The sequence below is a fragment of the Actinomycetospora flava genome (assembly GCF_037400335.1).
Classification (GTDB): domain Bacteria; phylum Actinomycetota; class Actinomycetes; order Mycobacteriales; family Pseudonocardiaceae; genus Actinomycetospora; species Actinomycetospora flava.
The window spans coordinates 243,537-268,899 of record NZ_JBBEGM010000004.1; the positions used below are offsets into that span (position 1 = coordinate 243,537).

Here is a 25,363-nt window from a genome sequence, read left to right on the forward strand (position 1 = left end):
GGGGCTGTCGGTGCTCACGGGCGGACCTCCTCGGGGGTGACGGACAGACGTCGGCCGGCGCGCCACACCGCCGCGGTGAGCGGGACGCCGGGGCGCTGGGCGAGGTGCACGACGGTCGGCGCGTCGAGCACGTGCAGGTCGGCGCGGGCCCCGACGCGCAGGTGGCCGACGTCGTCGCGGCGCAGGGCGCGGGCGCCGCCGAGCGTCGCGGCGCGGACGGCCTCGGGCACCGACAGCCCGCACTGCAGCACGGCGAGAGCGACACAGAGCGCCATGGAGGTGGTGTAGCAGCTCCCGGGGTTCGCGTTGCTGGCCAGCGCGACGGTCACGCCGGCGTCGACGAGGCGGCGGGCCGGCGGCGGGGGCTGGCCGGTGGACAGGTCGCAGGCGGGCAGCAGCGTCGCGACCGTGTCCGCGCCGGCGAGGGCGTCGACGTCGGCGTCGGTGAGGTGCGTAGCGTGGTCGACCGACGCGGCGCCGGCCGCCACCGCGACCGCCACCCCGGGACCGGGGCCGAGCTGGTTGCCGTGGACGCGCCCGCCCAGCCCGCGCGCGGCGCCCGCCGCGAGCACCCGCGCGGCGGCGTCGCCGTCGAACGCCCCGTCCTCGCAGAAGACGTCGATCCAGCGCACGTGGTCGGCGACGGCGTCGAGCATCGGACCGCAGACGAGGTCGAGGTAGGCGTCGGTGGTGGTGCCGGCCGGGGTGAGGTGGGCGCCGAGGAAGGTCACCTCGTCGACGCCGGCGGCCGCGATCCGGGCCGCGCGGGCCTCGTCGGCGACCGTGAGGCCGTAGCCGGTCTTGGTCTCCAGGCACGTGGTGCCCTGGCGGGCGGCCTCGGCGACGTGGCGGCGCAGGCGGGCGGCGAGGTCGTCGTCGGCGGCGGCGCGGGTGGCGTCGACCGTGACCTGGATGCCCGACGCCTCGTACGGCTGCCCGGCGACCCGCCGCGCGAACTCCTCGCCGCGGTCGCCGGCGAACACCAGGTGCGTGTGGCTGTCGACCCAGCCGGGCAGCACGGCGCGCCCGTCGACGTCGACGGCTTCATCGCAGGTCGGGGCGTCCCTCGCCCGCCCGGTCCAGGCGACGTGCTCGCCGTCGATCACGACCGCGAAGGGGCCGGCGCCGCCGGGCGCGGAGGGGTCGTGGGTCGTGAGCTCACCGATGCCGGTGACCAGCGTCGTCGTCATGCCGCGTGCACCGCCGTGATCGCGGCGGACAGGTCGGCGGCGGGGCGGTCGACGAGCTGGTGGACGCCGTCGCGGACGATCACCCGCCCGCCGACGCGGACGTCGCCCACGTCGGCGGCGCCCGCGGCGAGGAGCACCCCGTCCGGCTGGGCGCCGGCGGTGCGGATCGAGGCGGTGTCGACGGTGACGAGGTCGGCGGGTCCCCCCACCGCGATGGTGCGGCGGTCCGTGCCGGCGCGCAGCAGCGTGTCCGGCGTGAAGCGCTCCCGCACGCCGTGCGCCAGGCGTTCGTGCATCTCCAGGGCGCGCATCTCCTCGCAGGGGTCGATCACCGCGTGGCTGTCGCTGCCCAGGCACAGCGGCACGCCGGCGGCGGCGAGGGCGCCGGCCGGGCCGATGCCGTCGCCAAGGTCGCGCTCGGTGGTCGGGCAGAAGCAGGCCCCGGTGCCGGTGCGGGCCAGGGTGCTCACGTCCGCGCCGGTCAGGTGCGTGGCGTGGACGGCCGTGGTGCCCGGCCCGAGCGCCCCGGCCTCGTCGAGCAGCGCGGTCGGCGTGACGCCGTGGGCGGCGAGGCATGCGGCGTTCTCCGCGGGCTGCTCGGAGAGGTGGACGTGGAGGGGCCTTGTGCCCGCCCACTGCGCGACCGTCCCCGGAGCCTCGCGGGGCACCGCCCGGACCGAGTGGATGGCCGCGCCGACACGCACGCGGTCGCCGTCGTCGAGCTTCGCGACGAGCGTGGCGCGTTCCGCCCAGGCGTCGACGTCGGCGTCCGCGAAGCGGCGCTGCACGCCCTCCGGCGGCCGGTCGAATCCCGCGGCGAGGTAGCAGGTGTCGAGCAGGGTGATCCGCAGGCCGGCGGCGCGGGCGGCCTCGACCAGCGCGTGGTCCATGGCGAGCGGGTCGGCGTAGACGCGCCCGCCGGGCGCGTGGTGCAGGTAGTGGAACTCGGTGACCTCGGTGTGGCCCGCGAGTGCCATCTCGGCGTAGACGGCGGTGGCGAGCCGGCGGTAGGCGTCGGGGTCGAGCGCGCCGGCGACGCGGTACATCCCCTCGCGCCAGCTCCAGAACGACTCCGCCGACCGCCCGGGCCGTCCGCGCAGCGCGCGGTGGAAGGCGTGCGAGTGCCGGTTGACCAGGCCCGGGACGGTCAGGCCGGGGAGGACGGTGCCCGCGCGGGCCGCGCCGGTCGTGACGCCGGTGATCGTGCCGTCGGTGACCTCGAGGGCGACGGCGTCCACGGGGCCGCCGGGCAGCCAGGCGTGCTCGCACCAGAGGATCAACGACACAGCTCCTCCAGGACGTCGGCGAGGGCGCGCGCGCCGGCCTCGGCGTCGACGTCCTCGGCGTGCTCGTCGGGCGCGTGGCTCACGCCGGTGGGGTTGCGGACGTGCAGCATCCCCGCGGGGACGTGCGCGGCGAGGACGCCGGCGTCGTGCCCGGCGGCGGTGGCGAGACGGCCCGCGCCGGTGATCGTCGCCAGCGTCTCGGCGAGATCGATGTCCAGGGTGACCGCGCCCGACACCGACTCGGCGCGGACCTCGACCGTGCACCCCTCGTCCGCCGCGGCGGCGTGGGCCGCGGCCGTGACGTCGTCCAGCAGCGCCTGCGGCATCGGACCCCGGGCGTCGAGCCAGAGGTCCACGCGGGAGGCGACGACGTTGGTGCCGCCGGGGACGGCGTGCAGGCGCCCGACCGTCGCGCGGGCCTCGTCGCCGTGGCGCGCCATCGCCGCGCGGGCGGCGAGGACCGTGGCGGCCGCCGGCACCATCGGGTCGCACCGGTCGGCGAGGCGGGTGGTGCCGGCGTGGTCGGCGCGGCCGGTGAACGACAGCCGCCAGCGCCCGTGGGCGACGATCGTCGACCCGACGGCCAGCGCGTCCCCGCGCGGGGCGAGCGCGCGACCCTGCTCGACGTGGAGCTCGACGAAGCGGCCGATACGCGCCAGGCGCTCGGGGTCCGGGCCGAGCCCTGCCGCGCGGCCGCCCAGCGCCTCGGCCAGCGTGACGCCGTCGGGATCGCGCAGGCCGCGGGCCCGGTCGGGGTCGAGCGAGCCGGTGAGCAGCCGCGAGCCGAGGCAGGGCACGCCGAAGCGTCCACCCTCCTCCTCGGCGAAGACGGCGACCGCCACCGGACGGCGCGGTCTCGTGCCACGGGAGCGCAGCTCGTCGACCGCCGCCAGCGCCGACACCACCCCGAGCGGCCCGTCGTACGCGCCGCCGCCGGGGACGGAGTCGAGGTGGCTGCCGGTGACGACCGCGTCGGGACCCGGCTCGCCCCACCACGCCCACAGGTTGAGGTTCGCGTCGGTCTCGACCTGCAGGCCACGGCGCTGCGCCTGCTCGACGAACCACTCCCGCAGCGTCGCCTCCGCGTCGTCCCCGAGGTGGCGCGACCAGCCGCCGCGGCGCGCGTCGCGGCCGACATCCGCGATCTCGTCCAGCAGCGTCACGCCTGCTCCCGCAGCGGGATGCGCACGCCGCGCTCGGCGGCGACCTCGAGGGCGCGCGGGTAGCCGGCGTCGGCGTGGCGGATCACGCCGGTGCCGGGGTCGTTGGTGAGCACGCGGGTGATCTTCTGCCGGGCGAGGTCGGAGCCGTCGGCGACGCACACCTGCCCGGCGTGGATCGAGCGCCCGATACCGACCCCGCCGCCGTGGTGCAGCGACACCCAGCTCGCGCCCGACGCGGTGTTGAGCAGGGCGTTGAGCAGCGGCCAGTCGGCGATCGCGTCGGACCCGTCGGCCATCGCCTCGGTCTCGCGGTGCGGCGAGGCGACGCTGCCGGCGTCGAGGTGGTCGCGGCCGATGACGACCGGCGCGGACAGCTCCCCGGACGCGACCATGTCGTTGAACCGCTCCCCCGCCCGGTGCCGCTCGCCGTAGCCGAGCCAGCAGATGCGCGCCGGAAGTCCCTGGTGGCGCACCTTCTCCCCCGCGAGGCGCATCCAGCGTGCGAGCGGTTCGTCGTCGCCGAAGAGGTCGAGCACGGCACGGTCGGTGGCGGCGATGTCGGCGGGGTCGCCGGACAGGGCCGCCCACCGGAACGGCCCGCGCCCCTCGCAGAACAGCGGGCGGATGTACTGCGGCACGAAGCCGGGGATGTCGAAGGCGCGCTCGACGCCGGCGAGGCGGGCCTCGGCGCGGATCGAGTTGCCGTAGTCGAAGACCTCGGCGCCGTCGTCGAGGAACCCGAGCATCGCCTCGGCGTGCGCGCCCATCGACGCGCGGGCGCGGTCGGTGAACTCGTCGGGCTTGGCGCGGGCGTACTCGGCCCAGTCGGCGAGGTCGACGCCGACGGGCAGGTAGGACAGCGGATCGTGCGCCGAGGTCTGGTCGGTGACGACGTCGACGGGCGCGCCGGCCCGGCGGATCGCGGGCAGCAGCTCGGCGGCGTTGCCGACGACGCCGACCGAGACGGCCTCGCCGGCGCTCCGGGCCGCGTCGACCCGGCGCAGGGCGCTGTCGAGGTCGTCGGCGACCTCGTCGAGGTAGCCCGTGGCGACCCGCCGGTGCGCGCGGGCGGGGTCGGCCTCGACGACGAGCGCGGTGCCGCCGTTCATCGTCACCGCGAGCGGCTGCGCGCCGCCCATCCCCCCGAGGCCGGCGGTGAGCGTCAGGGTGCCGGCGAGCGAGCCGCCGCGTGGGCGGGCGACGGCGGCGAAGGTCTCGTAGGTGCCCTGCAGGATCCCCTGGCTGCCGATGTAGATCCACGAGCCGGCCGTCATCTGGCCGTACATCGTCAGGCCGAGGTGCTCGAGGCGGCGGAACTCCGGCCAGGTCGCCCAGTCGCCGACGAGGTTCGAGTTCGCCAGCAGCACCCGCGGCGCCCAGTCGTGGGTGGTGAACACGCCGACGGGGCGCCCGGACTGCACGAGCAGCGTCTCGTCGGGCGCGAGGTCGACCAGGCACCGGCGGATCGCCGCGAGGCTCGCGTGGTCGCGCGCGGCCTTCCCGGTGCCGCCGTAGACGACGAGGTCCTCGGGGCGCTCGGCGACCTCGGGGTCGAGGTTGTTGTCGAGCATCCGCAGCGCGCCCTCGGCGCCCCAGGTGCGTGCTGTCATGGTCCGTCCGCGCGCTGCTGGCATGGGTGACAGTGCAGCGCCAGGCCGCCGCATCGGACAGACCCTCTGGCGTCCCGGTGTCTCGGATACGAGACTCCAGGGCGTGGCCGGTGTCCCGGGGTTGCGGCGGGGTCTCGCGATCCTGCGCCTGCTCGCCGCGGGCGAACCCCTGCCGGCCGCGACGATCGCGGCACGCCTCGGCCTGCCCCGCTCGACGACCTATCACCTGCTCACCGAGCTCGAGGCCGCCGGCGTCGTCGCGCACCTGCCGGAGCGCCGGCGGTGGGCCGTCGGGATCGGCGCGTTCGAGGTCGGCACCGGCTACCTGCGCCACCACCCGCTCGACGAGGTGGCGAGCCCGTCGCTGCGGCGCCTCGCGCACCGCGTCGGGCACGACGTCCACCTCGGGGTGCTCGACGGGCGCGAGCTGCTCTACCTGCTCCGCGAGCGCCCGCCGCGCCCGCAGACGCTGGTGACGGCGGTGGGCGTCCGCCTCCCCGCGCACCTCACCGCGTCCGGGCGGGCCGTCCTCGCCGGGCTCGCGCCCGCCCAGCGCCGGGCCCTGCTCGCCGGCGCAGGCCCGCTGACCCGGCGCACCGACCGCGGCCCGACGTCACTGCGCGCGCTGGGTGCGGTGCTCGCCGCCGAGGCGCGCCGCGGCTGGTCGGTCGAGGACGGTGAGGTCAGCCGCGGCTACGCCTCGGTGGCGCGCGCGATCCACGGGGCGGACGGCGAGGCGGTCGCGGCGATCAGCGTGACGTTCCCGCACCTCTGCGACCCGCCGTGCTCGTCGGACTTCGGTGACCTCGCGGCGGTCGTCGGGCGCACCGCCGTCGAGGTCACCCGCCACCTGGGTGGGGTCAGGCCGCCTGGACCACCTGCGGGCGGTAGCTCTCGATGATCGCCATGAACTCGTCGTGCTCCGCGGCGGGCACGTCGAGGAAGCTCAGGGTCGCGGCGATCTCGGTCTTCACCGCGTCGAAGCCGTGCTCGTCGATCGCGAGCTCGTCGTGCGCCTTGATCATGTCCTGCCCGAAGTAGCACTTCGGCCCGCCGGCGGCCTCGATCGACCACGCCGTGACGAGGAACTTGTAGCCGGGCGCGTTCGCCGGGACGCCGTGGTGGGCGTGGACGGCCTCGTTGGCATTGACCGCGGCGTTCGCGAAGAGCCGGTCGACCAGGACGTCGACGGCGCCCGCGATGCCGTAGACGCCGCCGAGCCGCTCGTACAGGGACTGCTCGGGCATGGAGTTCCCCCTGGGGTCGTCACCGCCGGTGATGTGGTGGATCGGCGGCGTGATCGGGTTCACTCTGGCACCTCAGGTCGGTGGTGCACAACCGTTCAGCCCGGCTTGACCCAGCCCTTGATGAAGGCGAAGTGGTCGTCGAAGCGCAGCACCGGGTCGTTGCGGTAGGCGTGCCGGAACTGGTCGATCCCGGCGCGCAGCTCGTCGTCGGAGAACTCGCCGAGCACCGACATGTAGCGCGCCTCGAGCATCCGGACGTAGCGCTCGCGGTCGATGGCGGTGTGGAAGGTCCGGTAGCTGACCGACGCGCGCAGGCCGGCCGCCGACACCATGTCGACGATCTCCGCGGGCTCGGGCTGGAGCTGCGCGAACCGCTCGTGCGCCTCACGGAACAGCGGGTGGTGGATGGTCCGCGGCAGCATCACGACGAGCAGCCGGCCGTGCCGCGACAGCAGGCCCGCGAGACCCGCGAGGGTCTCCTCGCGCGAGGCGACGTGGTGCAGCGACTCCTTGAGGATGATCGCGTCGACCCGGTCGGCGTCCGGCAGCTCGACGCGGCCGGTGGCGAGGTCCTCGGCGCTGGCCACCACGGGGCGCATCCGCGCCGACGGGGGCAGGCGGTCGAGCATCGCGGACACGGGGTCGACGCACAGGACCGGCTTCTCGGGCTCGACGTCGCGGCACAGCCGGCGCGTGTAGAGGCCGGTGCCGCAGCCGATGTCGGCGATCACGTCGGAGCGGGTCAGGCGCAGCGAGTCGACGATGGCGTCCGAGAACCGGCGCACGTAGTCCGGGTCGTAGGACCAGTGCTCGTCGTAGTCCGCGGCGACGCGCTCGTAGTGCTCGACGGTCTGGTCGCTCATGACGGGCTCCCGTTCGACGGCGATCTCGTCGCGACAGGGTGGCACGTCACTGGTCCGGACGGGCGAGGACACCCGCCGTGCCCGTCGCGCCGGCCCGTACTCGGAGACCCGATGATCACGGGAGTGTCGTCACCCGATCGTGGCTCGCGAAGATCTAGCGTGATCGCTGGGGAGAGGCCGATCGGCCCCGAAGATCGCGGTCTCGAGCCGCGCTGGGGGGACGGTCCGTGGATCAGCCACGCGACGACAAAGGTCGTTTCGCCTCGAAGGTAGGGATCCCGTCGATCCTCGTGGCGGGCGTCGTCGGCATCTCCGCCGCCGTAGGCGTCGGCGCCGAGGGTGCGAGCCTGGGCGCGGGAGCCGGCCCGACGGTGGGAGCGAACTCCCCGAGCATCAGCGCTTCGACCCGGCTGGCGCGCGGGAAGCAGAAGTCGACCCGGACCCAGCGCAACCTCGTGACGAGCGGCTTGCGGTCGTCCCTTCGGGCCGAGGCGGACTCCGACACCTGCGCGGACGATGCGCGCGGACAGGTCCGCGAGTTCCTGGCGACCCATCCGTGCGAGTCGGTCTATCGCAGTCTGTTCGAGGTGCGGCGGGGCGATGTGGCGGCTGTCGTCGCCGTCGCCTGGATCGAGATGGTCGAGCTCCACGACGCGACGGAACTCAAGGCCCTCGTGGATCGACCGGGCACCGGGAACATCAATCCGCTCCCGCCGCCCCGCGGTCACCGGGTGGTCGACGTCGCCGAACCCGCGTACGCCTCACGCCAGGACGGCCGCCTCGTCACGACGGTCGAGGTCGAGCCGATCACCGTCAACGTCTCGCAGCGAGCGCTCGAGGCGATCGCCGAGGAAGCCCTCGCCGAAGCGACCCGCCCGGAGTAGCCGGACGGGTGGTGCACACTGGTCGGCTCACCGGCGACGACGAGGAGGCTTCGAAGTGATCACCGGAGCGCACGCCATCCTCTACAGCGCGGACGCCGAGGCCGACCGCGCGTTCCTGCGCGACCTGCTCGACACGCGGTCCGTCGACGCCGGCGGCGGCTGGCTGATCATCGGCCTCCCGCCCGCCGAGGTCGCCGTCCACCCCACCGACGGGCAGCCCGAGCACGAGCTCTACCTGATGTGCGACGACGTCGACGCGACCGTCGCCGACCTGCGCGCCCGCGGCGTCGGCGTCGACCCCGTCACCGACCAGGGCTGGGGCCGGCTCACCGCGATCCACCTGCCCGGCGGTGGCCGCCTCGGGCTCTACGAACCGCGCCACCCGGTCGCGACCGCGCCGCCCCGTCCATGATCGGCGAGCACAGCCCGCGGCCCGCGTCGGCGTCGGTGAGCATGCGGCCGAGCGGGTGGTGTCGTCCGCGTCTCACCACCGCCCGTCGGCTCCGCTCTGGTGCGACGGCGGGGCCCGTGTCTAGCGTTCCCTCCATGGACATCGGCCCCGTTCGTCGGCGGCTCACCGCGGAACCCGTCAGCTCACCCGTGCCCGGCGAGGAGTCGCCGGTCGTCGAGCCCGCGATGCTCGACGCCGAGCATCCGGCGTCGGCCGACGCCGCCGTCCCGACGCCCCGGCCCGAGCCCGCGCGGTGATCCACCCGCCGCCGGCCGGGCCCGCCCGGCACGACGGCGCCGCCCTCGACGCCGTCGGGGTTCCGGACGTCCCCGAGGCGATCCCGGGCTGGCGCACCTGGCGCGTGGGCCGTCGCGCGCAGCGCCGCGCCGAGCTGGTCGCCCCGCTCGCCCAGGTCGTCTGGCCCGCCCGCCGGCCGATGGTCGCGACGTGCGGTTCGGCGAGCCACGCGCCGCCCGGTGACCGCTGCCGCTGCGGGCTCTACGCCGTCCACGACCCGGGCACGCTCGAGTGGGGTCCGTCCGACTTCGAGGTGCTGGGCGTCGTCGCGCTCTGGGGCCAGGTCGTCGAGGGGACGCGGGGCTGGCGCGCGTCGCACGGCTACCCCCGGTTCCTCGTCACGGGTCCGGCCATCCCCGCCGAGCAGCGGGCGGCGCTGGCCCGCCGCTACGGGGTGCCGGTGCACGGCGCCGACCTGCCGGCCCGGGCGCTCGCCGCGCAGCTGAGCGGCGACCCCGTCTCGCTCGAGCTCCTCCGCAGCACCGACGCCGGGGCGCTGCTGACGGCGCGCATGCCCGAGTGGGCGCGCCGGTGGCACGCCGGGTGCGCGCGCCGCGAGGCCGGCCCGCCGAGGGGCGCGCGGTTCCGTCCGTGGTGGCGGCGGCGCGGCTGATCCGGACGGTCAGCCGAACAGGTCGCCGGCCAGGTACTTCAGCCCGGTGTCGGCGGCCACGGTGACGACCGTCCGGCCCGGGCCCACCTCGCGCGCCAGCTCCAGGGCGCCCGCGACGTTGAGCGCCGAGGAGGTGCCGACGAAGACGCCCTCCTCGCGGGCGAGACGGCGCGCGAGCGCCCGGGCCGCGCCCTCGTCGATCGCGCGGGCGTCGTCGTAGGTGTCGCGGGTGAGCAGCGGCGGCACGATCCCCGTCGCGGTGCCCTCGACCCGGTGCGCGTCGACGGCACCTCCGGTGAGCACCGCGGAGGTTGCGGGCTCCAGCGCCACGACCCGCGCGCCGCCGGCGGCGCGCAGGACCGCGGCGACGCCGGCGAGCATCCCCGCCGTCCCGACCGCCGCGGCGAAGACGTCCACGGTCCTTGCCTGGGCGAGGATCTCGCGCCCGAGCTCGGCGTACCCGGTAAGCGCGTCGGTGTTGCGGAACTGGTCGGTCCAGTACGCGCCCTCGTCCGCGACGATCCGGTCGACCTCGGCCCGCATACGGACGAAGAGGTCCGGGGTGATCTGCCCGCCCTCGCTGGGGAGCACCGTCAGGTCGGCCCCGAAGGCCCTCATCGTCCGCAGCTTCTCGGGCGAGAACGCGTCGGAGGTGACGAGCGAGAGCGGGTGGCCGGTCACCGCGCAGACGAACGCCAGCGACGACCCCGTGCTCCCGCCCGTGAACTCGACGACGCGACGGCCAGCGGCGAGGTCGCCACGCCGCCGGGCGCCGTCGATGATCGCGCGCGCCATGCGGTCCTTGTAGCTGCCGGTGGGGTTGGTGCCCTCGAGCTTCACCAGCACCCGGGCCGCGTTCTCGGGCAGGACGTGGCGCAGACGCACCAGCGGGGTGTGCCCCACCGCGTCGAGCACCGTCTCAGCGACGGAACCGCGCGTCGTCACCGGCCACTCCCCTCGTCGCGTCGAGGATGGCCCCGCGGGCAGAGTGCGGTCCAGAGGGCGATGACCTGCGATGATCGGCAGCGGTGTACGCAACCCTCGTCGCCGCGCTGACGGCGATCCTCGTCCTCTCGCTCGTCGCGACGCGCATCGAGCGGTGGCAGGTCGGCCTGCCGCTGCTCATGGTGGTGGCCGGGGTCGGCGTGGGGCTGGTCGACGACGGGTCGTTCGCGGCGGGGCTCGACACGGTCGCGGCGCAGCACGTCGCCGAGGTCATCCTCGCGGTCCTGCTGTTCGTCGACGCCACGGAGCTGCGGGACGGCCGGTTGTTCGGGCCCGAGCCGGGCGCGGTGACCCGGCTCCTGCTGATCGCTCTGCCGCTCAGTCTGGGCGCGGCGGTGGGACTCGGCGCCCTGCTCGTCACCGACTTCGGGTGGGCGGTGCTGCTGGTCGTCGCCTGCGTGGTGGTGCCGATCGACTTCGCCCCGGCCGCCGGCCTGGTCCGCGACCGGACGCTGCCCCGGCGGGTGCGCTCGGCGCTCAACGTCGAGGGCGGCTTCAACGACGGGATCGTCTCCCCGATCTTCCTGTTCGCGCTGATCCTGGCCAGCGACCGGACGCAGGCCCGCACGGCCACCGAGGCGCTGACGGCCGTGATCCCGTTCGCGCTCACGGCGATCGTCGTCGGCGCGGTGCTCGGCGCGGTGATCGGCTGGCTCATGGAGCGGGCGACCACCGCCGGCTGGACGACGGAGTCGACCCGGCGGGTCGCGGTGCTCGTCGTCCCGCTGCTCGCCTACACCGTCACGGTCGCGACCGGCGGCAGCGGCTTCGTGGCCTCGTTCGTCTGCGGCATCGCCTTCCGCGCGGCGCACCGCTACGCGCACCTGCACCGGCGGCGGGAGGCGCCCGCGCCCGCCGCGGTGACCTCGCTCGACGACGACTACCGCTTCCTGCGCGACACCACCGCGGTCCTGACGCTCGCGATGTGGTTCGTGGTCGGGACCGCGGCGGTGATCGCGTTCTCCGACGGCGTCCCCTGGCGGGTGGTGATCTTATGCCTCGCGGCCCTGACCGTCGTCCGGATCGTGCCGGTGCTGATCGCCATGCTCGGCACGTCGTACCTGCGCCGGGAGCGGGTGCTGCTGGGACTCCTCGGCCCGCGCGGGACGGCGACGATCGTCTTCGGCCTGCTCGCGGCGAACAGCCTGCCGGAGCAGCAGAGCGACACGGTCCTGCTGATCACCGTCATCTGCGTGCTGGGCAGCGTGCTGCTCTACGGCCCGTGGACGGCGGAGATGAGCCGGAAGCTCGTGGGGCTGCGGTCGGCGGCACGCCGGAGCGGCGCGGGCTCCTCGGCGTGACCCGGGCTCCCTGTCAGCGGCGTGGCGTCGCAGACACTGGACGTCCGTATCGCCACGCGCTCGCCGCCGGCGGGCCGGCTCCGGGGACTGATCGCTTCAGGTGCTCCGCCGGAGCGATGAGATCGCCCCCGAGGAGCAGCCGGAGCGATCATGCCCGGTCGACCGCTCAGGCCCGCGGGCGCAGGTGCTCCACCGCCACGTGGTGCCGATCGGCCAGCCGCTGGGCGATCAGCGAGCGGTGGCACGCCTCCGGGTCGCGTTCCACGCACAGCAGCGCCCCGACCCCCTCGGCCGGCAGCGCATCCACGAGCGGGACCAGGTCGGCGTGGTCGAGGATCTCGGCGGTGTAGCGGGCGACGTACTCCTCCGCGAGCACCTGCCGCGAGCCCTTGCCCACCCCGCGGCGATCGTCCTCGGCGTACTGCACCCGGCGCAGCTCCGTGGTGGGCGCCAGCTCGGGGTGGTGCGCGTAGGCGACGCCGGCCGACGCCAGGAGCTCCTGGAGCCGGCGCGCGTTCGCCCACGCGTACTCGGGGCCCCGCACGCCGCGACGCTGGCGGACGTCGAGCAGCAGGCGGACGTCGGCGTCCCGCAGGCAACGCAGGAACGACTCCGCCGAGAACCCGTACACGCCGACCGTCGCCACGCGCGGAGCGGAGTCCATGCGACCGCGATCCCTACGGGGCGTCCACCGCGCCGCGGACGATGTCGACCGGCTGCTCCCCGGCCACCGTCGGCGTCTCCGGGGTCTCCGGGACCTCGTCGCGCGCGACCTCGGGGACCTCGTCCTCGCCGAGCTCGGGCACCTCGTGCTCGGGCACGCGCGGCGCCGGGCGCTGCGGCACCGGGGGCACGTCGTCGTCCGGCTCGCCGCTCCGTGTCGTGCCTCGGGTCTGCGTCATGGCCGTCACCTCGCCCTCGACGATACGGGCGCCCAGACCCGCCGACGACCGACTCGCCCAGGCCCCACGCCGCGCTGACGACGATCCGGTCGCGCCGCCCGGTCGTCGCTCGGCGGTGAACAGCACCCCGGACGCCTCCGCGTCGGCCATCCGCTGGATCACCACCGCGAGCCGCACGTCCTCGGGCGCGATCCCCTGACGGGCGCGCTCGTCGATCGCGCGATCGGTCCACAGCGACTCCCGGGACCGCACGACGGCGGCGAGCACCGACTCCACGGTCACCAGTGCGCTCCCGCTACCGCCAGTCGAGGCGGGCCCGGAGGTGCAGGAACACGGGCAACCGTTGCCACCGGCTGTTGCTCTCGTCGCGGACCGCCTCGACGGGCGCGACGGGCTCGCGCAGCGCCTCGATCACGAACCCGCTGCGCTCGAGCGCGCCGGTGTAAGCCTCGAGCGGGCGGTGGACGGAGTGGAAGGTGATCCCCAGCCCGTCGCGCTCCAGCCGGTCGGCGTACCGGCGCGGCGCGAAGTACGAGCCCTCGATGACGTACGGGCTGTCGGCGCGGCGGGACACGAAGCCGCCCGCCGAGTTGACCGGGTGCACGACGGCCAGACACAGCAGGCCGCCGGGGACCAGGACACGGGCGATCTCGTCGACGGCGCCGGACAGGTCGTCGACGTCGTGCAGCGACATGAACGCCACGACGAGGTCGGCGGCGTCGTCGGCCAGCGGCAGCGCCGCGGCGTCCGCGAGCACCACCGGGACGGACGGGTCGGCCTCGCGCGCGGCGGCCACCAGGGTCGGCGAGCCGTCGACGCCGACGACCCGGTGCCCCGCGGCGCGCAGACCCCGTGAAACCCGCCCCTCGCCGCACCCGACGTCCACCGTCCGGCGGCCCGGCGCCGGGAGCAGCGGCAGGAACGCGTCCCGGTGCCACTGCTCATAGCTGTCGTGGCCGGGCCGCCGCGTCCAGGCGATCCAGCGCTGCGCCTCGCTCTCCCAGGCGTCGCGCAGGCCGGGCTCGGGTGACGACACGAGGCAGGAGCGTAGGAGCTGAGAGCATGGCGCGATGGGAGACGGACGGCTCAGGGCGCTGCCGCCGGTCCGGGCCGTGCCGGCCGGGCAGGTGCGCGACGCGCTGGCCGGGACACCGACGGTCGTGGTCCTCGACGACGACCCCACCGGCACGCAGACGATCCGCGACCTGCCGGTCCTGACGCGCTGGGGTGCCGACGACGTCGACTGGGCGCTCGCCCAGGGCACACCGGCGTTCTTCGTCCTGACCAACACCCGCAGCCTCGGCCCCGACGACGCCGCCGCGCGCGACCGCGAGGTGGTGCGCACCTGCCTCGAGGCCGCCCGACGGGCCCGGAAGGACGTCGTCTTCGCCAGCCGCGGCGACTCCACCCTGCGCGGCCACTTCCCCCTCGAGACCGACGTCATCGCGGAGGAGACCGGCGAGCCCGACGCCGTGATCCTCGCCCCCGCCTACACCGACGCCGGGCGGATCACGCTCGACGGCGTCCACTGGCTGCGCGACGGCGACGAGCTCACCCCGATCGCAGAGAGCGAGTTCGCCGCCGACGCGACCTTCGGCTACCGCTCCTCCCGCCTCGCCGACTGGGTCGCGGAGAAGAGCGGCGGCGCGATCACCGACGTCGCCGAGCTGCGCATCGAGACCCTCCGCGCCGGACCGCCCGTGCTCCCGACAGCACGCGTGATCGCCCTCGACGCCGTCGTCGACGACGACCTGCGCGCCGCCGTTCTCGCGATCCTCGCCGCCGAGCGGGACGGCACGCGGTTCGTCTACCGCGTCGGCCCCTCCTTCGTGCGCGCCCGCGTGGGCCAGCCCGAGCAGCCGCCGATCGGCGACGTCGAGCTGCGGGACACGGTCGGGGGCGGGCACGGCCTCGTGGTCGTCGGCTCCCACGTGGGCCGGACCAGCCGCCAGCTCGAGCGCCTCGCCGCCCGCCGCGACCTCGCCCGCGTCGAGCTCGACGTGCACCGAGTGCTCGACGGGGACGACGAGCACCTCGAGGACGCCGCGATGACGCTCGTCGAGAACCTGACGACCTCCACCACCCTCCTCGCCACCTCCCGCACGCTGGTCACCGGCCGCGACGAGGCCGAGAGCCTGGACATCGCGCGCCGGGTCAGCGCCGCGCTCACCGGCGTGACCGCCCGGGTCGTCGCCGCGAGCCCGCCGGCCTACGTCCTCGCCAAGGGCGGCATCACGTCCTCCGACGTCGCCACCGCGTCGCTGCGCGCGGACCGGGCGTGGGTGCGCGGCTCGCTGCTGCCGGGGATCGTGTCGCTCTGGGCACCGACGAGCGGGCCGCCGCTCGTGGTGTTCGCCGGGAACGTCGGCGACGACGACGCCCTGGCCGACGTCGTCGACCGTCTGGAGGCCGCCGCATGCGCGTGATCGTCACCGGCGGCGCCGGGTTCCTCGGGACGCTGCTGTGCCGCCGCCTGCTCGCCGGGCCGGTGCCGATCGGCGGCGCCGCGCCCGCCGAGGTCCGCCGACTGACCGTCGTCGACCTGGTCGCCCCCGCCGACGACGTCGGCGTCGACCCCCGCGTCGAGCACGTCGAGGGCGAGCTCAGCCGCACCCTCGGCGACGAGGCCGACGCGGTCTTCCACCTCGCGGGCGTCGTCAGCGGGGCCGCCGAGGCCGACTTCGACGCCGGCATGCACACCAACCTCGACGGCACCCGCGCCGTCCTCGAGTACGCCCGCGGCCACGCGACGCCCCCGGTGCTCGTCTTCACCAGCTCGCTCGCGGTGTTCGGCAGCGACCCGGCGATCGGCCCCGTCGGCCCGGTCGACGACGACACGCTCCCCCGCCCGCAGTCGAGCTACGGCATCCAGAAGTTCGTCGGCGAGCAGCTCGTCGCCGACTACACCCGCAAGGGCTTCGTGCGCGGGCGCTCGGTGCGGCTGATGACGGTGTCGGTGCGTCCAGGGCGCCCGAACGCGGCGGCGTCGAGCTTCTTGTCGAGCATCGTCCGCGAGCCGCTGGCCGGCGAGCGCGCCGTGTGCCCCGCTCCCCCGGACATGCCCGTGGCCTTGTCCTCGCCGGACCGCACCCTCGAGGGCATCCTGCGCGCCGCCGAGGTCGACGACGCCACCTGGGGCAGCCGCACCGCGATGAACCTCCCGGCGCTCACCACCACGCCCCGGGAGATGGTCGCCGCGCTCGACCGCGTCGCGGGCGCCGGCACGAGCGACCTCGTCGACTGGGTGGAGGACCCGGCGGTCGTCGCGATCGTCGGCAGCTGGCCCCCGAGCTTCGACACGCCCCGCGCGCACGCGCTCGGGCTGACCGCCGACGCCTCGTACGACGACGTGGTCCGGGCCTACCGCGACCGTCACACCTGACGGCGGTTTCAGGCAAGCCTGCCCTAAGGTCGATCCGGACAGAACGTCACGGATCGTTCACGAGGGGTGTCATGAGCAGCAGTGTCAGCACGCGGACCGTCCCGCCCGCCGCGCCGCCGGCCAGCATCGCGCTGGCGGTGCTGATCGCGGTCGTGGTCGCCGCGGTCGTCAACACGCTGATCGGTCTGCTGGTCGGCGTCATCGAGGGCACCGGCTACAACCCGACGTTCGCGATCGTCTACAGCGTGGTCGGCATCCTCATCGGCTTCGTCGGCTGGGTGGTGATCCGCCGGTTCGTGCCCCGCCCCGCGGCCGTCCTGCGCTGGGTGGTGCCGATCGTGGTCGTGCTGAGCTTCATCCCCGACCTCTACCTGCTGACCTTCGGGATGTCGGTGCTCCTGGTCGTCGCGTTCATGGTCATGCACGTGGTGTGCGCCCTGGTCGCGGTGCCGGCCTTCCGGCGCGTGCTCCCCGTCTGACCACCCTGTTCTGAGCGAAGGGCTCCTTCGGTCGGCTAGACCGGCGAGGGGCGCCCTTCGCCAGAACGACCGCCCGCAACATCGTGGTCACACGCCGGGTACGTCCGGCGTCACGTCCCGCTTGTCTCCTCTCAGGGAACACGAGTTCATCACAGGAGATGACTTCCTCTAGCGAAGTCTCCTGTGACGAGACTAGTTTTCTCGACAAGAGACGAAGGGACCGCGATGACGACGGACACGCAGGCACCGCCCGACCCGCTCCGCACGATCCCGCAGCCCGAATCCCCCCTGGCCGAGCCCTCCCTCGCCGAGCGCGCCCGGGCCGACGGGGTCCGGTTCCTCCTCGCCATGTTCGTCGACCTCACCGGCAAGCCCTGCGCCAAGCTGGTGCCGGTCGAGTCCGCCGACGAGCTGCAGCACGAGGGCGTCGGGTTCGCCGGCTACGCGGTCGGCGCGATCGGCCAGGAGCCGTGCGACCCGGACCTGATCGCGATCCCGGACGTCGCGAGCTACACCCCGCTGCCGTGGGTGAGCGACGGCCTCGCGCTCGTGCACTGCGACCCGCACGTCGAGGGCGAGGCCTGGCACTACGCCCCGCGCGTGATCCTCCAGCGGGTGCTGGCGAAGGCCCGGGAGCGCCGGCTGGAGCTCTTCGCCGGCGCCGAGATCGAGTACTTCCTGGTCCGCCGCGACGAGGCCGGCGCCGTCGTCCTCGCCGACGGCAAGGACCGCGAGACCAAGCCCTGTTACGACGCCCGCGGGCTGACCCGGATGTACGAGCACCTCACCGGCATCTCCGAGGCGATGAACGCGCTCGGCTGGGGCAACTACGCCAACGACCACGAGGACGCGAACGGGCAGTTCGAGCAGAACTTCCACTACGCCGACGCCCTCACCACGGCGGACCGCGTCATCACCGCCCGCTACCTGATCTCCATGCTCGCCGAGCAGCGCGGCATGACCGCCACCTTCATGCCCAAGCCGTTCGCGGACCGCACCGGCTCGGGCATGCACCTGCACCTCTCGCTCTGGCAGGACGGCTCCTCGCGCTTCCCCGACGACGCCGACCCCCGCGGCCTCGGGCTCTCCCCGCTGGCCTACGACTTCCTCGGCGGCATCCTCGAGCACGCCCCGGGCATGCAGGCCGTCCTCGCGCCGACGGTGAACTCCTACAAGCGCACCGGCGCCACCTCGACCCGCTCCGGCGCCACGTGGTCGCCGCGCCGGCCGACCTACGGCGGCAACGACCGCACCCACTTCGTGCGCATCCCCGACGGGCACCGCATCGAGCTGCGCGGCGGCGACGGCGCCACCAACCCCTACCTCGCGCTCGCGGTGGCGCTCGCCGCCGGGCTCGACGGCCTCGAGCGCGGGATCGACCCGGGCGCCCCCGGCTCCGGACCGGACGCCGTCGTGCGCGCCGAGCTCCCGCCGACCCTGCTGCACGCCGTCGACGCCCTCGGGCTCGACCCGGTGGTCACCGGCGGCCTCGACGCGGCGGGCCCCGGCGTCGCGGAGTACTTCGCGGCGCGCAAGCGCGAGGAGTTCTTCGACTGGCACGGCACGGTCGGCCCCTGGGAGCACGACCAGTACCTGACGGCCTTCTAGACAACCCGAGAGAGGAGACCGCCCGTGTGCGGGATCGTCGGACTCCACCTGCGTGACCCCGAGCTGTTCCCGCAGCTCGGGCAGCTCCTGGAGTCGATGCTGTGCGGCGTCGTCGAGCGCGGCCCCGACTCGGCCGGGGTCGCCGTCTACGGCGACACCCGCCGCTGCCCCGAGGGCCACGCCGCGGTGTCGATGCTGCTCCCGGCCGGCGCGACGCCCGAGGGGCTGAAGGACGCCCTCGCCGCGCTCGACCCGCTGGTCACCGAGGCCGGCGACACCACCGTGGTCGCCGCCCCGACCGGCGTCGACGCGCTGGTCGCGGCCGTGCGCGCGACGTTCCCGACGGCGACGGTGATCGGCTCGGGCCGCGACCTCGCCGTCTACAAGGGCACCGGCCACCCCCGCGAGCTCGCCGCGACCTACGACCTCGCCGGCGCGCAGGGCTGGCAGGGCCTCGCGCACACGCGCATGGCCACGGAGTCCGCGGTGACCCCGGAGGGCTGCCACCCGTTCTCGGTCGGCCCGGACCAGTGCCTGGTGCACAACGGGTCGTTCTCCAACCACGCGACGATCCGCCGCGACCTCGCGCGCGAGGGCGTCACCTTCGACTCGGAGAACGACTCCGAGGTCGGCGCCCGCTTCGTCGCCTCCCGCCTGGCGCAGGGCGAGGACCTCGAGAAGGCGCTGCTCGCCCTGCGCGAGACGTTCGACGGCTTCTACACGCTGCTCGTCACCAGCGCGGAGGGCTTCGCCGTGGTCCGCGACCCGATCGCCTGCAAGCCCGCGGTGATCGCCGAGACGGACGCCTGGGTCGCGATGGCCTCGGAGTTCCGCGCGCTGGCCACCCTGCCCGGCATCGAGCACGCCCGCCTCTACGAGCCCGAGCCCGGAAAGGTCTACGCATGGACCCGCTGACAAGGGACACGAAGCCTGTCGGAGCTGGACCCATCGAGACAGAGACGGTGACGTTCGACCTCGCCGAGACCGGCGGCGTCCGTCCCCTCAACGCCGAGCTGCACCGGCCGACGGCGAAGTCCTACGCGGTCGAGAACCCCGCCGGCGCCCACGCGATCGCGGCCGGCATCGACGCCGACATCGCCGTCGAGGTCCGCGGCCACGCCGGCTACTACTGCGCCGGCATGAACGACGGCGGCACCGTCACCGTCCACGGCAACGCCGGCACCGGCGTCGCCGAGAACATGATGTCCGGGACCGTGCGCGTCACCGGCGACGCCTCCCAGTCGGCCGGCGCCACCGCCCACGGCGGCCTGCTCGTCATCGAGGGGTCCGCGTCCATGCGCTGCGGCATCTCGATGAAGGGCGTCGACATCGTCGTCGGCGGTTCCGTCGGGTCGATGAGCGCCTTCATGGCGCAGGCGGGCCGCCTGGTGATCTGCGGCGACGCCGGCGACGGCCTCGGCGACTCGATCTACGAGGCACGCCTCTACGTCCGCGGCACCGTCGGCGCCCTCGGGGCCGACTGCGTCGAGAAGCCGCTGCGCGACGAGCACCGCGCCGAGCTGGCCGAGCTGCTCGCCGAGGCGGGCCTGCCCCACGACCCGGCGGAGTTCCGCCGCTACGGCTCGGCGCGCTCCCTGTACCACTTCACCAGCGAGCACTCGGGGAACTACTGATGGCTCTGAGGGAGTCGGCCACCTACGGCCGCGGCGTCATCGCCGACATCCAGCGCGCCGCCGAGACCGGCGTCTACGACATCCGCGGCTGGGGCGCCAAGCGCGCGGTGCCGCACTTCGACGACCTGCTCTTCCTGGGCGCGAGCATGTCGCGCTACCCGCTCGAGGGCTACCGCGAGCGCTGCGACACCGACATCGTGCTCGGCGATCGCCACGCGAGGTTCCCCCTGCACCTGCAGACCCCGGTGACGATCGCCGGGATGAGCTTCGGGGCCCTCTCCGCCCAGGCGAAGGAGGCCCTCGGGCGCGGCGCCAGCGAGGTCGGCACCTCCACCACCACCGGCGACGGCGGCATGACCGACGAGGAGCGCGGCCAGTCCAAGCACCTCGTCTACCAGTACCTCCCCTCCCGCTACGGGATGAACCCGGCGCACCTGCGGGCGGCGGACGCGATCGAGGTCGTGCTCGGGCAGGGCGCCAAGCCCGGCGGCGGCGGGATGCTGCTCGGCCAGAAGATCTCCGACCGGGTCGCCGAGATGCGCACCCTGCCCGCCGGCATCGACCAGCGCTCCGCCTGCCGCCACCCCGACTGGACCGGCCCCGACGACCTCGCCATCAAGATCGGCGAACTGCGCGAGATCACCGACTGGGAGAAACCGGTCTACGTCAAGGTCGGCGCCACCCGCACCTACTACGACGTCAAACTCGCCGTCGCCGCCGGCGCCGACGTCGTCGTGGTCGACGGCATGCAGGGCGGCACCGCCGCCACCCAGGAAGTCTTCATCGAACACGTCGGCATCCCCACCCTCGCCGCCATCCCCCAGGCCGTACAGGCCCTGCAGGAGCTCGGGCTGCACCGCAAGGTCCAGCTCATCGTCTCCGGCGGCATCCGCACCGGCGCCGACGTCGCCAAGGCCATGGCCCTGGGCGCCGACGCCGTCGCCATCGGCACCGCCGCCCTGATCGCCCTCGGCGACAACGACCCCCAATATGCCGCGGAGTACGAGGCGATCGGGTCCGCCGCCGGGTTCTACGACGACTACCAGGACGGCCGCGACCCGGCCGGGATCACCACCCAGGACCCCGAGCTCGCCGCCCGCCTCGACCCCGTCAACGCCGGACGCCGCCTCGCGAACTACCTGCGCGTCCTCACCATGGAGGCCCAGACCATCGCCCGCGCCTGCGGCAAGGCCCACGTGCTGCACCTCGAACCCGAGGACCTCGTCGCCCTGACCATCGAGGCCGCCGCCATGGCCCGCGTCCCGCTCGCCGGCACGAGCTGGATCCCGGGGGACACGAAGCGGAGCGAGAGCTGGACCATCGGCGGGGTGAGCCGATGACCGGCCACGACACCGCCGAGGTCGTCATCGTCGGCGGCGGCCTGGAGGGCTGCGCCGCCGCCTGGGCGCTCGCCGAGCGCGGCACCACCGACGTCGTCATCGTCGAGCGCTCCACCGTCGGCTCCGGGGGCACCGGCAAGTCGTCGGGGGTCGTGCGCTGCCACTACGGCGTCGCCTCGCTCGCCGCCATGGCCACCCGCGCCCTCGAGGTCTTCGAGAACGCCCGGGACGTGCTCGGCGAGGACGTCGGCTTCCACCAGACCGGCTACGTCGTCGGGGTCGGCGAGCAGAACGCCGGCGCGCTCGCGGCCTCCATGGCCGACCAGCGCGCGGTCGGCGTGCGCACCGAGGACATCGACGCCTCCGAGGTCGCCAAGCTCTGGCCGTCCGCCGACCTCGAGCCGTTCGCCGCCTTCGCGTGGGAGGAGCGCGGCGGCTACGGCGACGCCTACCAGACCGCCCAGGCCTTCGCGGGTGCCGCGCGCCGCGCCGGCGTGCGCCTGCGCCAGGGCACGACGGTCACCGACCTGATCACGCGGAGCGGCGCGGTCACCGGCGTCCGCCTCGCCGACGGCTCGGAGATCCACACCGGCACCGTGGTGCTCACCGCCGGCCCGTGGTCGGTGCCGCTGCTCGCGAAGCACGGCATCACGCTGCCGATCACCGTGCACCGCGAGCAGATCGTGCTCATCGACCCGGGAGAGGCCCTCGGCCCGGTGCCGGTGTTCTCCGACCTCGTCTCGCTGCAGTACGTCCGGCCCGAGAGCGGCGGGGAGATCCTCTTCGGCAACTCCGACCTCGCCGAGCTCGAGCCCGCCGACCCGGACCGCTACTCGAACCAGGCCACCCCCTCGTTCCTCGACCTGGCGGTGGAGAAGGTCGGCACGCGGTTCCCGGGGCTGGAGGACGCGGCGATCGCGTCGACCTACGCCGGCTGCTACGACGTCACCCCCGACTTCAACCCGGCGATCTCCGAGACCGACATCGAAGGGCTCATCGTCGCCGCCGGGTTCTCGGGGCACGGGTTCAAGATCGCGCCGTCGGTGGGCCGGCTCGTCGCGGACCTCGTGCTCGACGGCACGAGCAGCGACCCGGACATCCCGGCGTCGGACTTCCGGCTCTCCCGCTTCGCCGAGGGCGACCTGCTGCGCAGCCCGCACCCCTACGTGGGCGCCGGCGAGATGCGGTGACGGCATACTCCTGGTCATGAACCCGGAGGACACCGCCGAGTCCGTGGGCAGCGTCGATCACGGGGGGCCCGCGGTGCGGGAGGTCGAGGCGCCCCCCTCGCAGGAGGGGCGCCTCGAGCGGGCCATCGGGGCGGAGGTCCGGCGGCTGCGCCGGGCCTCCGGGGCGACGCTCGCCGAGATGTCGGTGCGCACCGGGATCTCCAAGCCGATGCTCTCGAAGATCGAGCACGCCCAGACGTCGTGCAGCCTCACGACGCTGGCGCGCCTCGCCGACGCCCTCGACATCCCGGTCACCGCGTTCTTCCGGGGCGCCGACGTCGAGCGCGAGGCCGTGCACACGCGCTCCGGCGCGGGCGCCCGCATCGTCGCCCGGGGCACCCGCGTCGGGCACGACTACACGCTGCTCGGCGGCCTGCGCGGGCAGCACAAGCGGATGGAGGCGCACCTCGTCACGCTCACCGAGCGCAGCGAGGAGTTCCCGCTCTTCCAGCACCCGGGCACCGAGCTGCTGTACATGCTCGAGGGCCGGATGGTCTACAGCCACGGCGAGTCGAACTACGAGCTGCTGCCCGGCGACGCGCTCCAGCTCGACGGCAACGGCCTGCACGGCCCGCGCGACCTGCTGGAGCTGCCGATCCGGTTCCTCTCCGTCGTCGCCCACCCCGACGCGGGGCACGGCGAGGACTGAGGTCACCCCTCGTCGAGCAGGTGCAGGTCGTGCGCGACCCGCACGAGCTCGGCCCGGCGGCCGCAGCCGTGGCGGCGCAGCATCGACGCGACGTGGTACTTCACCGCGTGCGAGCTGAGGTGCAGGTGCTCGCCGATCTCGTGGTTGCTCTCGCCGCGCCCGATCCCGCGCACGATCGCGAGGTCGCGCTCGCTGAAGGTCGCGGATCCGGGCGCACTCCGGCGCCGCGACAGCAGCTCCCCCGCGATCCGCGGCTCGAACCAGCTCCCCGCCGCGACGACCTCGCGGAGGATCTCGGGCACGCGGCTCACCGAGGTCTCCTTGAGCATGTAGCCCGAGGCGCCGGCGTCGATCGCCTGGGCGAGCAGGTCGCGGTTGCCGTAGGCGCTGAAGATGACCACCGCCGGGGCGTCGGCCGCCCGCGTGAGCGCACGGCAGAGCTCGATCCCGCTGCCCCCGTTCCGCTCGCCGATCCGCAGGTCGACCAGGGCCACGTCCGGCCGGGTGCGGGCCACGAGCCCCTCCCCCTCGCCGGCGGTGACCGCGGCACCGAGGAACTCGAGGTCCTCCTCGCGCCCGGCCAGCGCGCGCAGCCCGTCGTGGACGACCTCGTGGTCGTCGACGACGCAGAAGGTGATCACCGGAGCGGCCCGGGCGCGACGACGGCGTGGACGTGCGTGCCGGCCGGGTGCGCGGCCTCGATCTCCAGGCGCCCGCCGACCCGGTCGACGGCCGCGTGCATGCCCCGCAGCCCGAAGTGCGCCCCGCCGGCGTCGACCGGGCCGAACGTCCCGTCGTCGGTGACGTGCAGCGCGACCGCGTGCGGGGAGGTCTCGACGCGGACCGTGAGGTGGTCGCAGCCGGAGTGCTGCTCGGCGTTGGTGACCGCCTCCTGGCCCACGCGCACGAGCGCGTCGGCGGCGTCCGGGTCGAGCTCGAGGTCGGCGCCGTCGAGCTCGAGGACCCGCAGGACGTCGCGCTCGGGCACCAGCGCGATCCGGTCGAGGATCTCCGACGCGGCCACCGAGCCGACGCGGGGCGCGGCGACCAGCAGCTCCAGCTCGCCGCGCAGCCGCGACATGCACGCCTCGGCGGCGCGGGCGATGGTGTCGAGGCGGGTGGCGGCGTCGTCCCCGTCGACGTGGCGGGCCTGCTCGGCCTCGAAGCCGATCGCCACCAGGCCCCGGACCACCGAGTCGTGCAGGTCGTAGGCGACCCGCTCGCGCACCGCGCGCTCCAGCGCCCGGGCCCGGTCGGCGTCGGCGGAGCGCCGCCGCACCCCGGGTGCCGCGTGGCCCGCGAGCTCCTCGAGCAGCTCCTCGTCGACGCTGGTGAAGGGCCGCATCAGCCGGTCGCCGATGTAAAGGACGGCGGCGATCTCGCTGCCCACCGACACCGGCGCCGCCATGGCCGACACGATCCCCTCGTGGCGCGTCTCGTCCACCGGGGCCTCCTCGAGACGCCCGTCGGCGGCGTAGTTCGCCGAGCACACCGGACGTCCCAGCCGCCGCGCCAGCCCGCCCAGCCCCTGGCCGTGCCCGACCCGCAGCCGGCGGAACGGTGCGGTCCGGATGCCGAGCGCCTCGTCGAAGACGTAGGTGCCCGACCCGTCGACCGGGACGCCGAGGTACGCGACCTCGGCCCGGAACAGCTCGCGCGCCGACCCCAGGATCGCGGTCAGGGCCGCCGGCCCGTCCCCGCTCGCCGCGGCGGCGTCGGCCATCGTGCGGGTGGCGGCGCGCAGCTCGCGGCCCACCGCCAGCGCCCCGTCCCGGCGACCCCGCCGCACCGCGCGCCCGACCGCCCGCCGGTAGTGGCGGCGCAGGTCGTCGTCGAGGACGGCGTCCGGGTCGCCGAGCGCGGTCGCCTCGTTACCGACGATCACGGCGCCGTGCCCGTGGCGGTCGCGCCACGGCACGACCACGCTCGAGCGCAGCCGCACGCCGTGGCCCCGCAGCCGCGACCGGAGGTCGAGGCGGTCGAGCGAGGCCGGCGCCCGGCGCGGGAGCACCGGGTCGGCGACCACGGCCTCGTTGGGCAGGAAGCCGTGCGGGCCCGTCGACGCCAGCGCCACCGCCGGGCCCGGGCCGTGGGGCTCGTAGACGACGACGCCGAGCTCGGCGCCCAGGAGCGCCTGGATCTCGTCGAGGACCGGGCGCACGGCGTCGTGGATCGCCTGTGAGCCGCCCCCGTCGACGAGATACTCCACGGACACGTCTCCTCCCGTGCA

Annotated in this window: 27 protein-coding genes; 15 read left to right on the plus strand and 12 right to left on the minus strand. The window is 75.0% G+C overall.

The features are described 5' to 3' along the window. Positions 1–14: 14 nt before the first annotated feature. From hutI to hutU, 4 genes are read right to left on the minus strand one after another with little or no spacing between them, the layout of a single operon-like run. Entirely contained in the window at positions 15–1,190 is a 1,176-nt protein-coding gene (hutI, locus tag WCD58_RS12945) for an imidazolonepropionase (RefSeq protein WP_337703407.1), read from the minus strand. Beyond that, complete coding sequence (locus WCD58_RS12950) at positions 1,187–2,470, minus strand: formimidoylglutamate deiminase (RefSeq protein ID WP_337703409.1); 1,284 nt, start codon at positions 2,468–2,470, stop codon at positions 1,187–1,189. Before WCD58_RS12950 ends, hutI begins: the two co-directional genes overlap by 4 nt. Next, positions 2,467–3,639, minus strand: a complete 1,173-nt coding sequence (locus tag WCD58_RS12955) for an allantoate amidohydrolase (RefSeq protein ID WP_337703411.1) — start codon at positions 3,637–3,639, stop codon at positions 2,467–2,469. The genes WCD58_RS12950 and WCD58_RS12955 overlap by 4 nt, the downstream gene beginning before the upstream one ends. Next, positions 3,636–5,303: a urocanate hydratase gene (gene hutU / locus WCD58_RS12960; RefSeq protein WP_337703413.1), complete on the minus strand. Its 1,668-nt coding sequence runs from the start codon at positions 5,301–5,303 to the stop codon at positions 3,636–3,638. The genes WCD58_RS12955 and hutU overlap by 4 nt, the downstream gene beginning before the upstream one ends. Before the next feature lie 49 nt (positions 5,304–5,352). Here hutU and WCD58_RS12965 point away from each other — a divergent pair, with 49 nt between their 5' ends. Further along, complete coding sequence (locus tag WCD58_RS12965; protein ID WP_337703415.1) at positions 5,353–6,150, plus strand: IclR family transcriptional regulator; 798 nt, start codon at positions 5,353–5,355, stop codon at positions 6,148–6,150. Here WCD58_RS12965 and WCD58_RS12970 read toward each other — a convergent pair. Further along, complete coding sequence (locus WCD58_RS12970) at positions 6,110–6,559, minus strand: group I truncated hemoglobin (protein WP_337703417.1); 450 nt, start codon at positions 6,557–6,559, stop codon at positions 6,110–6,112. The genes WCD58_RS12965 and WCD58_RS12970 overlap by 41 nt on opposite strands. Before the next feature lie 32 nt (positions 6,560–6,591). Further along, the gene (locus WCD58_RS12975; RefSeq protein ID WP_337703420.1) at positions 6,592–7,359 is read right to left on the minus strand and encodes a class I SAM-dependent methyltransferase; all 768 of its coding nucleotides are present in this window, start codon (positions 7,357–7,359) and stop codon (positions 6,592–6,594) included. A 227-nt stretch (positions 7,360–7,586) separates the two neighbouring features. Here WCD58_RS12975 and WCD58_RS12980 point away from each other — a divergent pair, with 227 nt between their 5' ends. The 4 genes from WCD58_RS12980 (at position 7,587) to WCD58_RS12995 (ending at position 9,604) form a co-directional block, all read left to right on the plus strand. Continuing rightward, positions 7,587–8,243, plus strand: a complete 657-nt coding sequence (locus WCD58_RS12980; RefSeq protein WP_337703421.1) for a hypothetical protein — start codon at positions 7,587–7,589, stop codon at positions 8,241–8,243. A 55-nt stretch (positions 8,244–8,298) separates the two neighbouring features. Beyond that, positions 8,299–8,655, plus strand: a complete 357-nt coding sequence (locus WCD58_RS12985) for a VOC family protein (RefSeq protein WP_337703423.1) — start codon at positions 8,299–8,301, stop codon at positions 8,653–8,655. A 134-nt stretch (positions 8,656–8,789) separates the two neighbouring features. Beyond that, entirely contained in the window at positions 8,790–8,951 is a 162-nt protein-coding gene (locus WCD58_RS12990; RefSeq protein WP_337703425.1) for a hypothetical protein, read from the plus strand. After that, positions 8,948–9,604: a hypothetical protein gene (locus tag WCD58_RS12995; RefSeq protein WP_337703427.1), complete on the plus strand. Its 657-nt coding sequence runs from the start codon at positions 8,948–8,950 to the stop codon at positions 9,602–9,604. Before WCD58_RS12990 ends, WCD58_RS12995 begins: the two co-directional genes overlap by 4 nt. Before the next feature lie 9 nt (positions 9,605–9,613). On the opposite strand, the gene WCD58_RS13000 is transcribed toward WCD58_RS12995, so the two are convergent. Beyond that, positions 9,614–10,549, minus strand: a complete 936-nt coding sequence (locus WCD58_RS13000; RefSeq protein WP_337703429.1) for a PLP-dependent cysteine synthase family protein — start codon at positions 10,547–10,549, stop codon at positions 9,614–9,616. Positions 10,550–10,632: 83 nt separating this feature from the next. On the opposite strand from WCD58_RS13000, the gene WCD58_RS13005 reads away from it, so the two are divergent. Then, positions 10,633–11,910, plus strand: coding sequence for a cation:proton antiporter domain-containing protein (locus WCD58_RS13005; protein WP_337703431.1), 1,278 nt, complete (start codon positions 10,633–10,635; stop codon positions 11,908–11,910). 166 nt (positions 11,911–12,076) lie between these two features. Here the strand turns inward: WCD58_RS13005 and WCD58_RS13010 are convergent, their stop codons facing one another. From WCD58_RS13010 to WCD58_RS13020, 3 genes are read right to left on the minus strand one after another with little or no spacing between them, the layout of a single operon-like run. Next, positions 12,077–12,574, minus strand: a complete 498-nt coding sequence (locus WCD58_RS13010) for a DUF488 family protein, N3 subclade (RefSeq protein ID WP_337703433.1) — start codon at positions 12,572–12,574, stop codon at positions 12,077–12,079. Between the two features lie 13 nt (positions 12,575–12,587). Beyond that, positions 12,588–13,094: a PEP/pyruvate-binding domain-containing protein gene (locus WCD58_RS13015; protein ID WP_337703435.1), complete on the minus strand. Its 507-nt coding sequence runs from the start codon at positions 13,092–13,094 to the stop codon at positions 12,588–12,590. 13 nt (positions 13,095–13,107) lie between these two features. After that, complete coding sequence (locus tag WCD58_RS13020) at positions 13,108–13,848, minus strand: class I SAM-dependent methyltransferase (protein ID WP_337703437.1); 741 nt, start codon at positions 13,846–13,848, stop codon at positions 13,108–13,110. 34 nt (positions 13,849–13,882) lie between these two features. Between WCD58_RS13020 and WCD58_RS13025 the strand changes: the two genes are divergently transcribed. The 9 genes from WCD58_RS13025 to WCD58_RS13065 all read left to right on the plus strand — a co-directional run bounded on the left by WCD58_RS13025 (position 13,883) and on the right by WCD58_RS13065 (position 23,133). After that, positions 13,883–15,238, plus strand: a complete 1,356-nt coding sequence (locus WCD58_RS13025; protein ID WP_337703440.1) for a four-carbon acid sugar kinase family protein — start codon at positions 13,883–13,885, stop codon at positions 15,236–15,238. Beyond that, positions 15,229–16,194 (plus strand): D-erythronate dehydrogenase, encoded by a 966-nt coding sequence (gene denD, locus WCD58_RS13030; protein ID WP_337703442.1) that lies wholly within the window; start codon positions 15,229–15,231, stop codon positions 16,192–16,194. Before WCD58_RS13025 ends, denD begins: the two co-directional genes overlap by 10 nt. A gap of 71 nt (positions 16,195–16,265) precedes the next feature. Further along, on the plus strand, positions 16,266–16,673 hold the full coding sequence (locus WCD58_RS13035; RefSeq protein WP_337703444.1) for a DUF6069 family protein: 408 nt from the start codon (positions 16,266–16,268) through the stop codon (positions 16,671–16,673). A gap of 225 nt (positions 16,674–16,898) precedes the next feature. Continuing rightward, entirely contained in the window at positions 16,899–18,281 is a 1,383-nt protein-coding gene (glnT, locus tag WCD58_RS13040; RefSeq protein WP_337703447.1) for a type III glutamate--ammonia ligase, read from the plus strand. A gap of 24 nt (positions 18,282–18,305) precedes the next feature. Continuing rightward, positions 18,306–19,196, plus strand: coding sequence for a class II glutamine amidotransferase domain-containing protein (locus WCD58_RS13045; RefSeq protein WP_337703449.1), 891 nt, complete (start codon positions 18,306–18,308; stop codon positions 19,194–19,196). Positions 19,197–19,243: 47 nt separating this feature from the next. Beyond that, positions 19,244–19,915 (plus strand): GltB/FmdC/FwdC-like GXGXG domain-containing protein, encoded by a 672-nt coding sequence (locus WCD58_RS13050; protein ID WP_337703451.1) that lies wholly within the window; start codon positions 19,244–19,246, stop codon positions 19,913–19,915. Next, positions 19,915–21,255 (plus strand): FMN-binding glutamate synthase family protein, encoded by a 1,341-nt coding sequence (locus WCD58_RS13055; protein ID WP_337703453.1) that lies wholly within the window; start codon positions 19,915–19,917, stop codon positions 21,253–21,255. The genes WCD58_RS13050 and WCD58_RS13055 overlap by 1 nt, the downstream gene beginning before the upstream one ends. After that, a complete protein-coding gene (locus WCD58_RS13060; protein ID WP_337703454.1) occupies positions 21,252–22,445 on the plus strand; it encodes an NAD(P)/FAD-dependent oxidoreductase in 1,194 nt (397 codons plus the stop codon). Before WCD58_RS13055 ends, WCD58_RS13060 begins: the two co-directional genes overlap by 4 nt. A 16-nt stretch (positions 22,446–22,461) precedes the next feature. Next, entirely contained in the window at positions 22,462–23,133 is a 672-nt protein-coding gene (locus WCD58_RS13065) for a helix-turn-helix domain-containing protein (RefSeq protein ID WP_337703456.1), read from the plus strand. A gap of 2 nt (positions 23,134–23,135) precedes the next feature. On the opposite strand, the gene WCD58_RS13070 is transcribed toward WCD58_RS13065, so the two are convergent. Further along, entirely contained in the window at positions 23,136–23,774 is a 639-nt protein-coding gene (locus WCD58_RS13070) for a response regulator transcription factor (RefSeq protein ID WP_337703458.1), read from the minus strand. Continuing rightward, positions 23,771–25,342 carry a GAF domain-containing sensor histidine kinase gene (locus tag WCD58_RS13075; RefSeq protein WP_337703460.1) on the minus strand — a complete coding sequence of 524 codons (1,572 nt, stop codon included), beginning with the start codon at positions 25,340–25,342 and terminating at the stop codon, positions 23,771–23,773. The genes WCD58_RS13070 and WCD58_RS13075 overlap by 4 nt, the downstream gene beginning before the upstream one ends. Between the last annotated feature and the right edge of the window lie 21 nt (positions 25,343–25,363).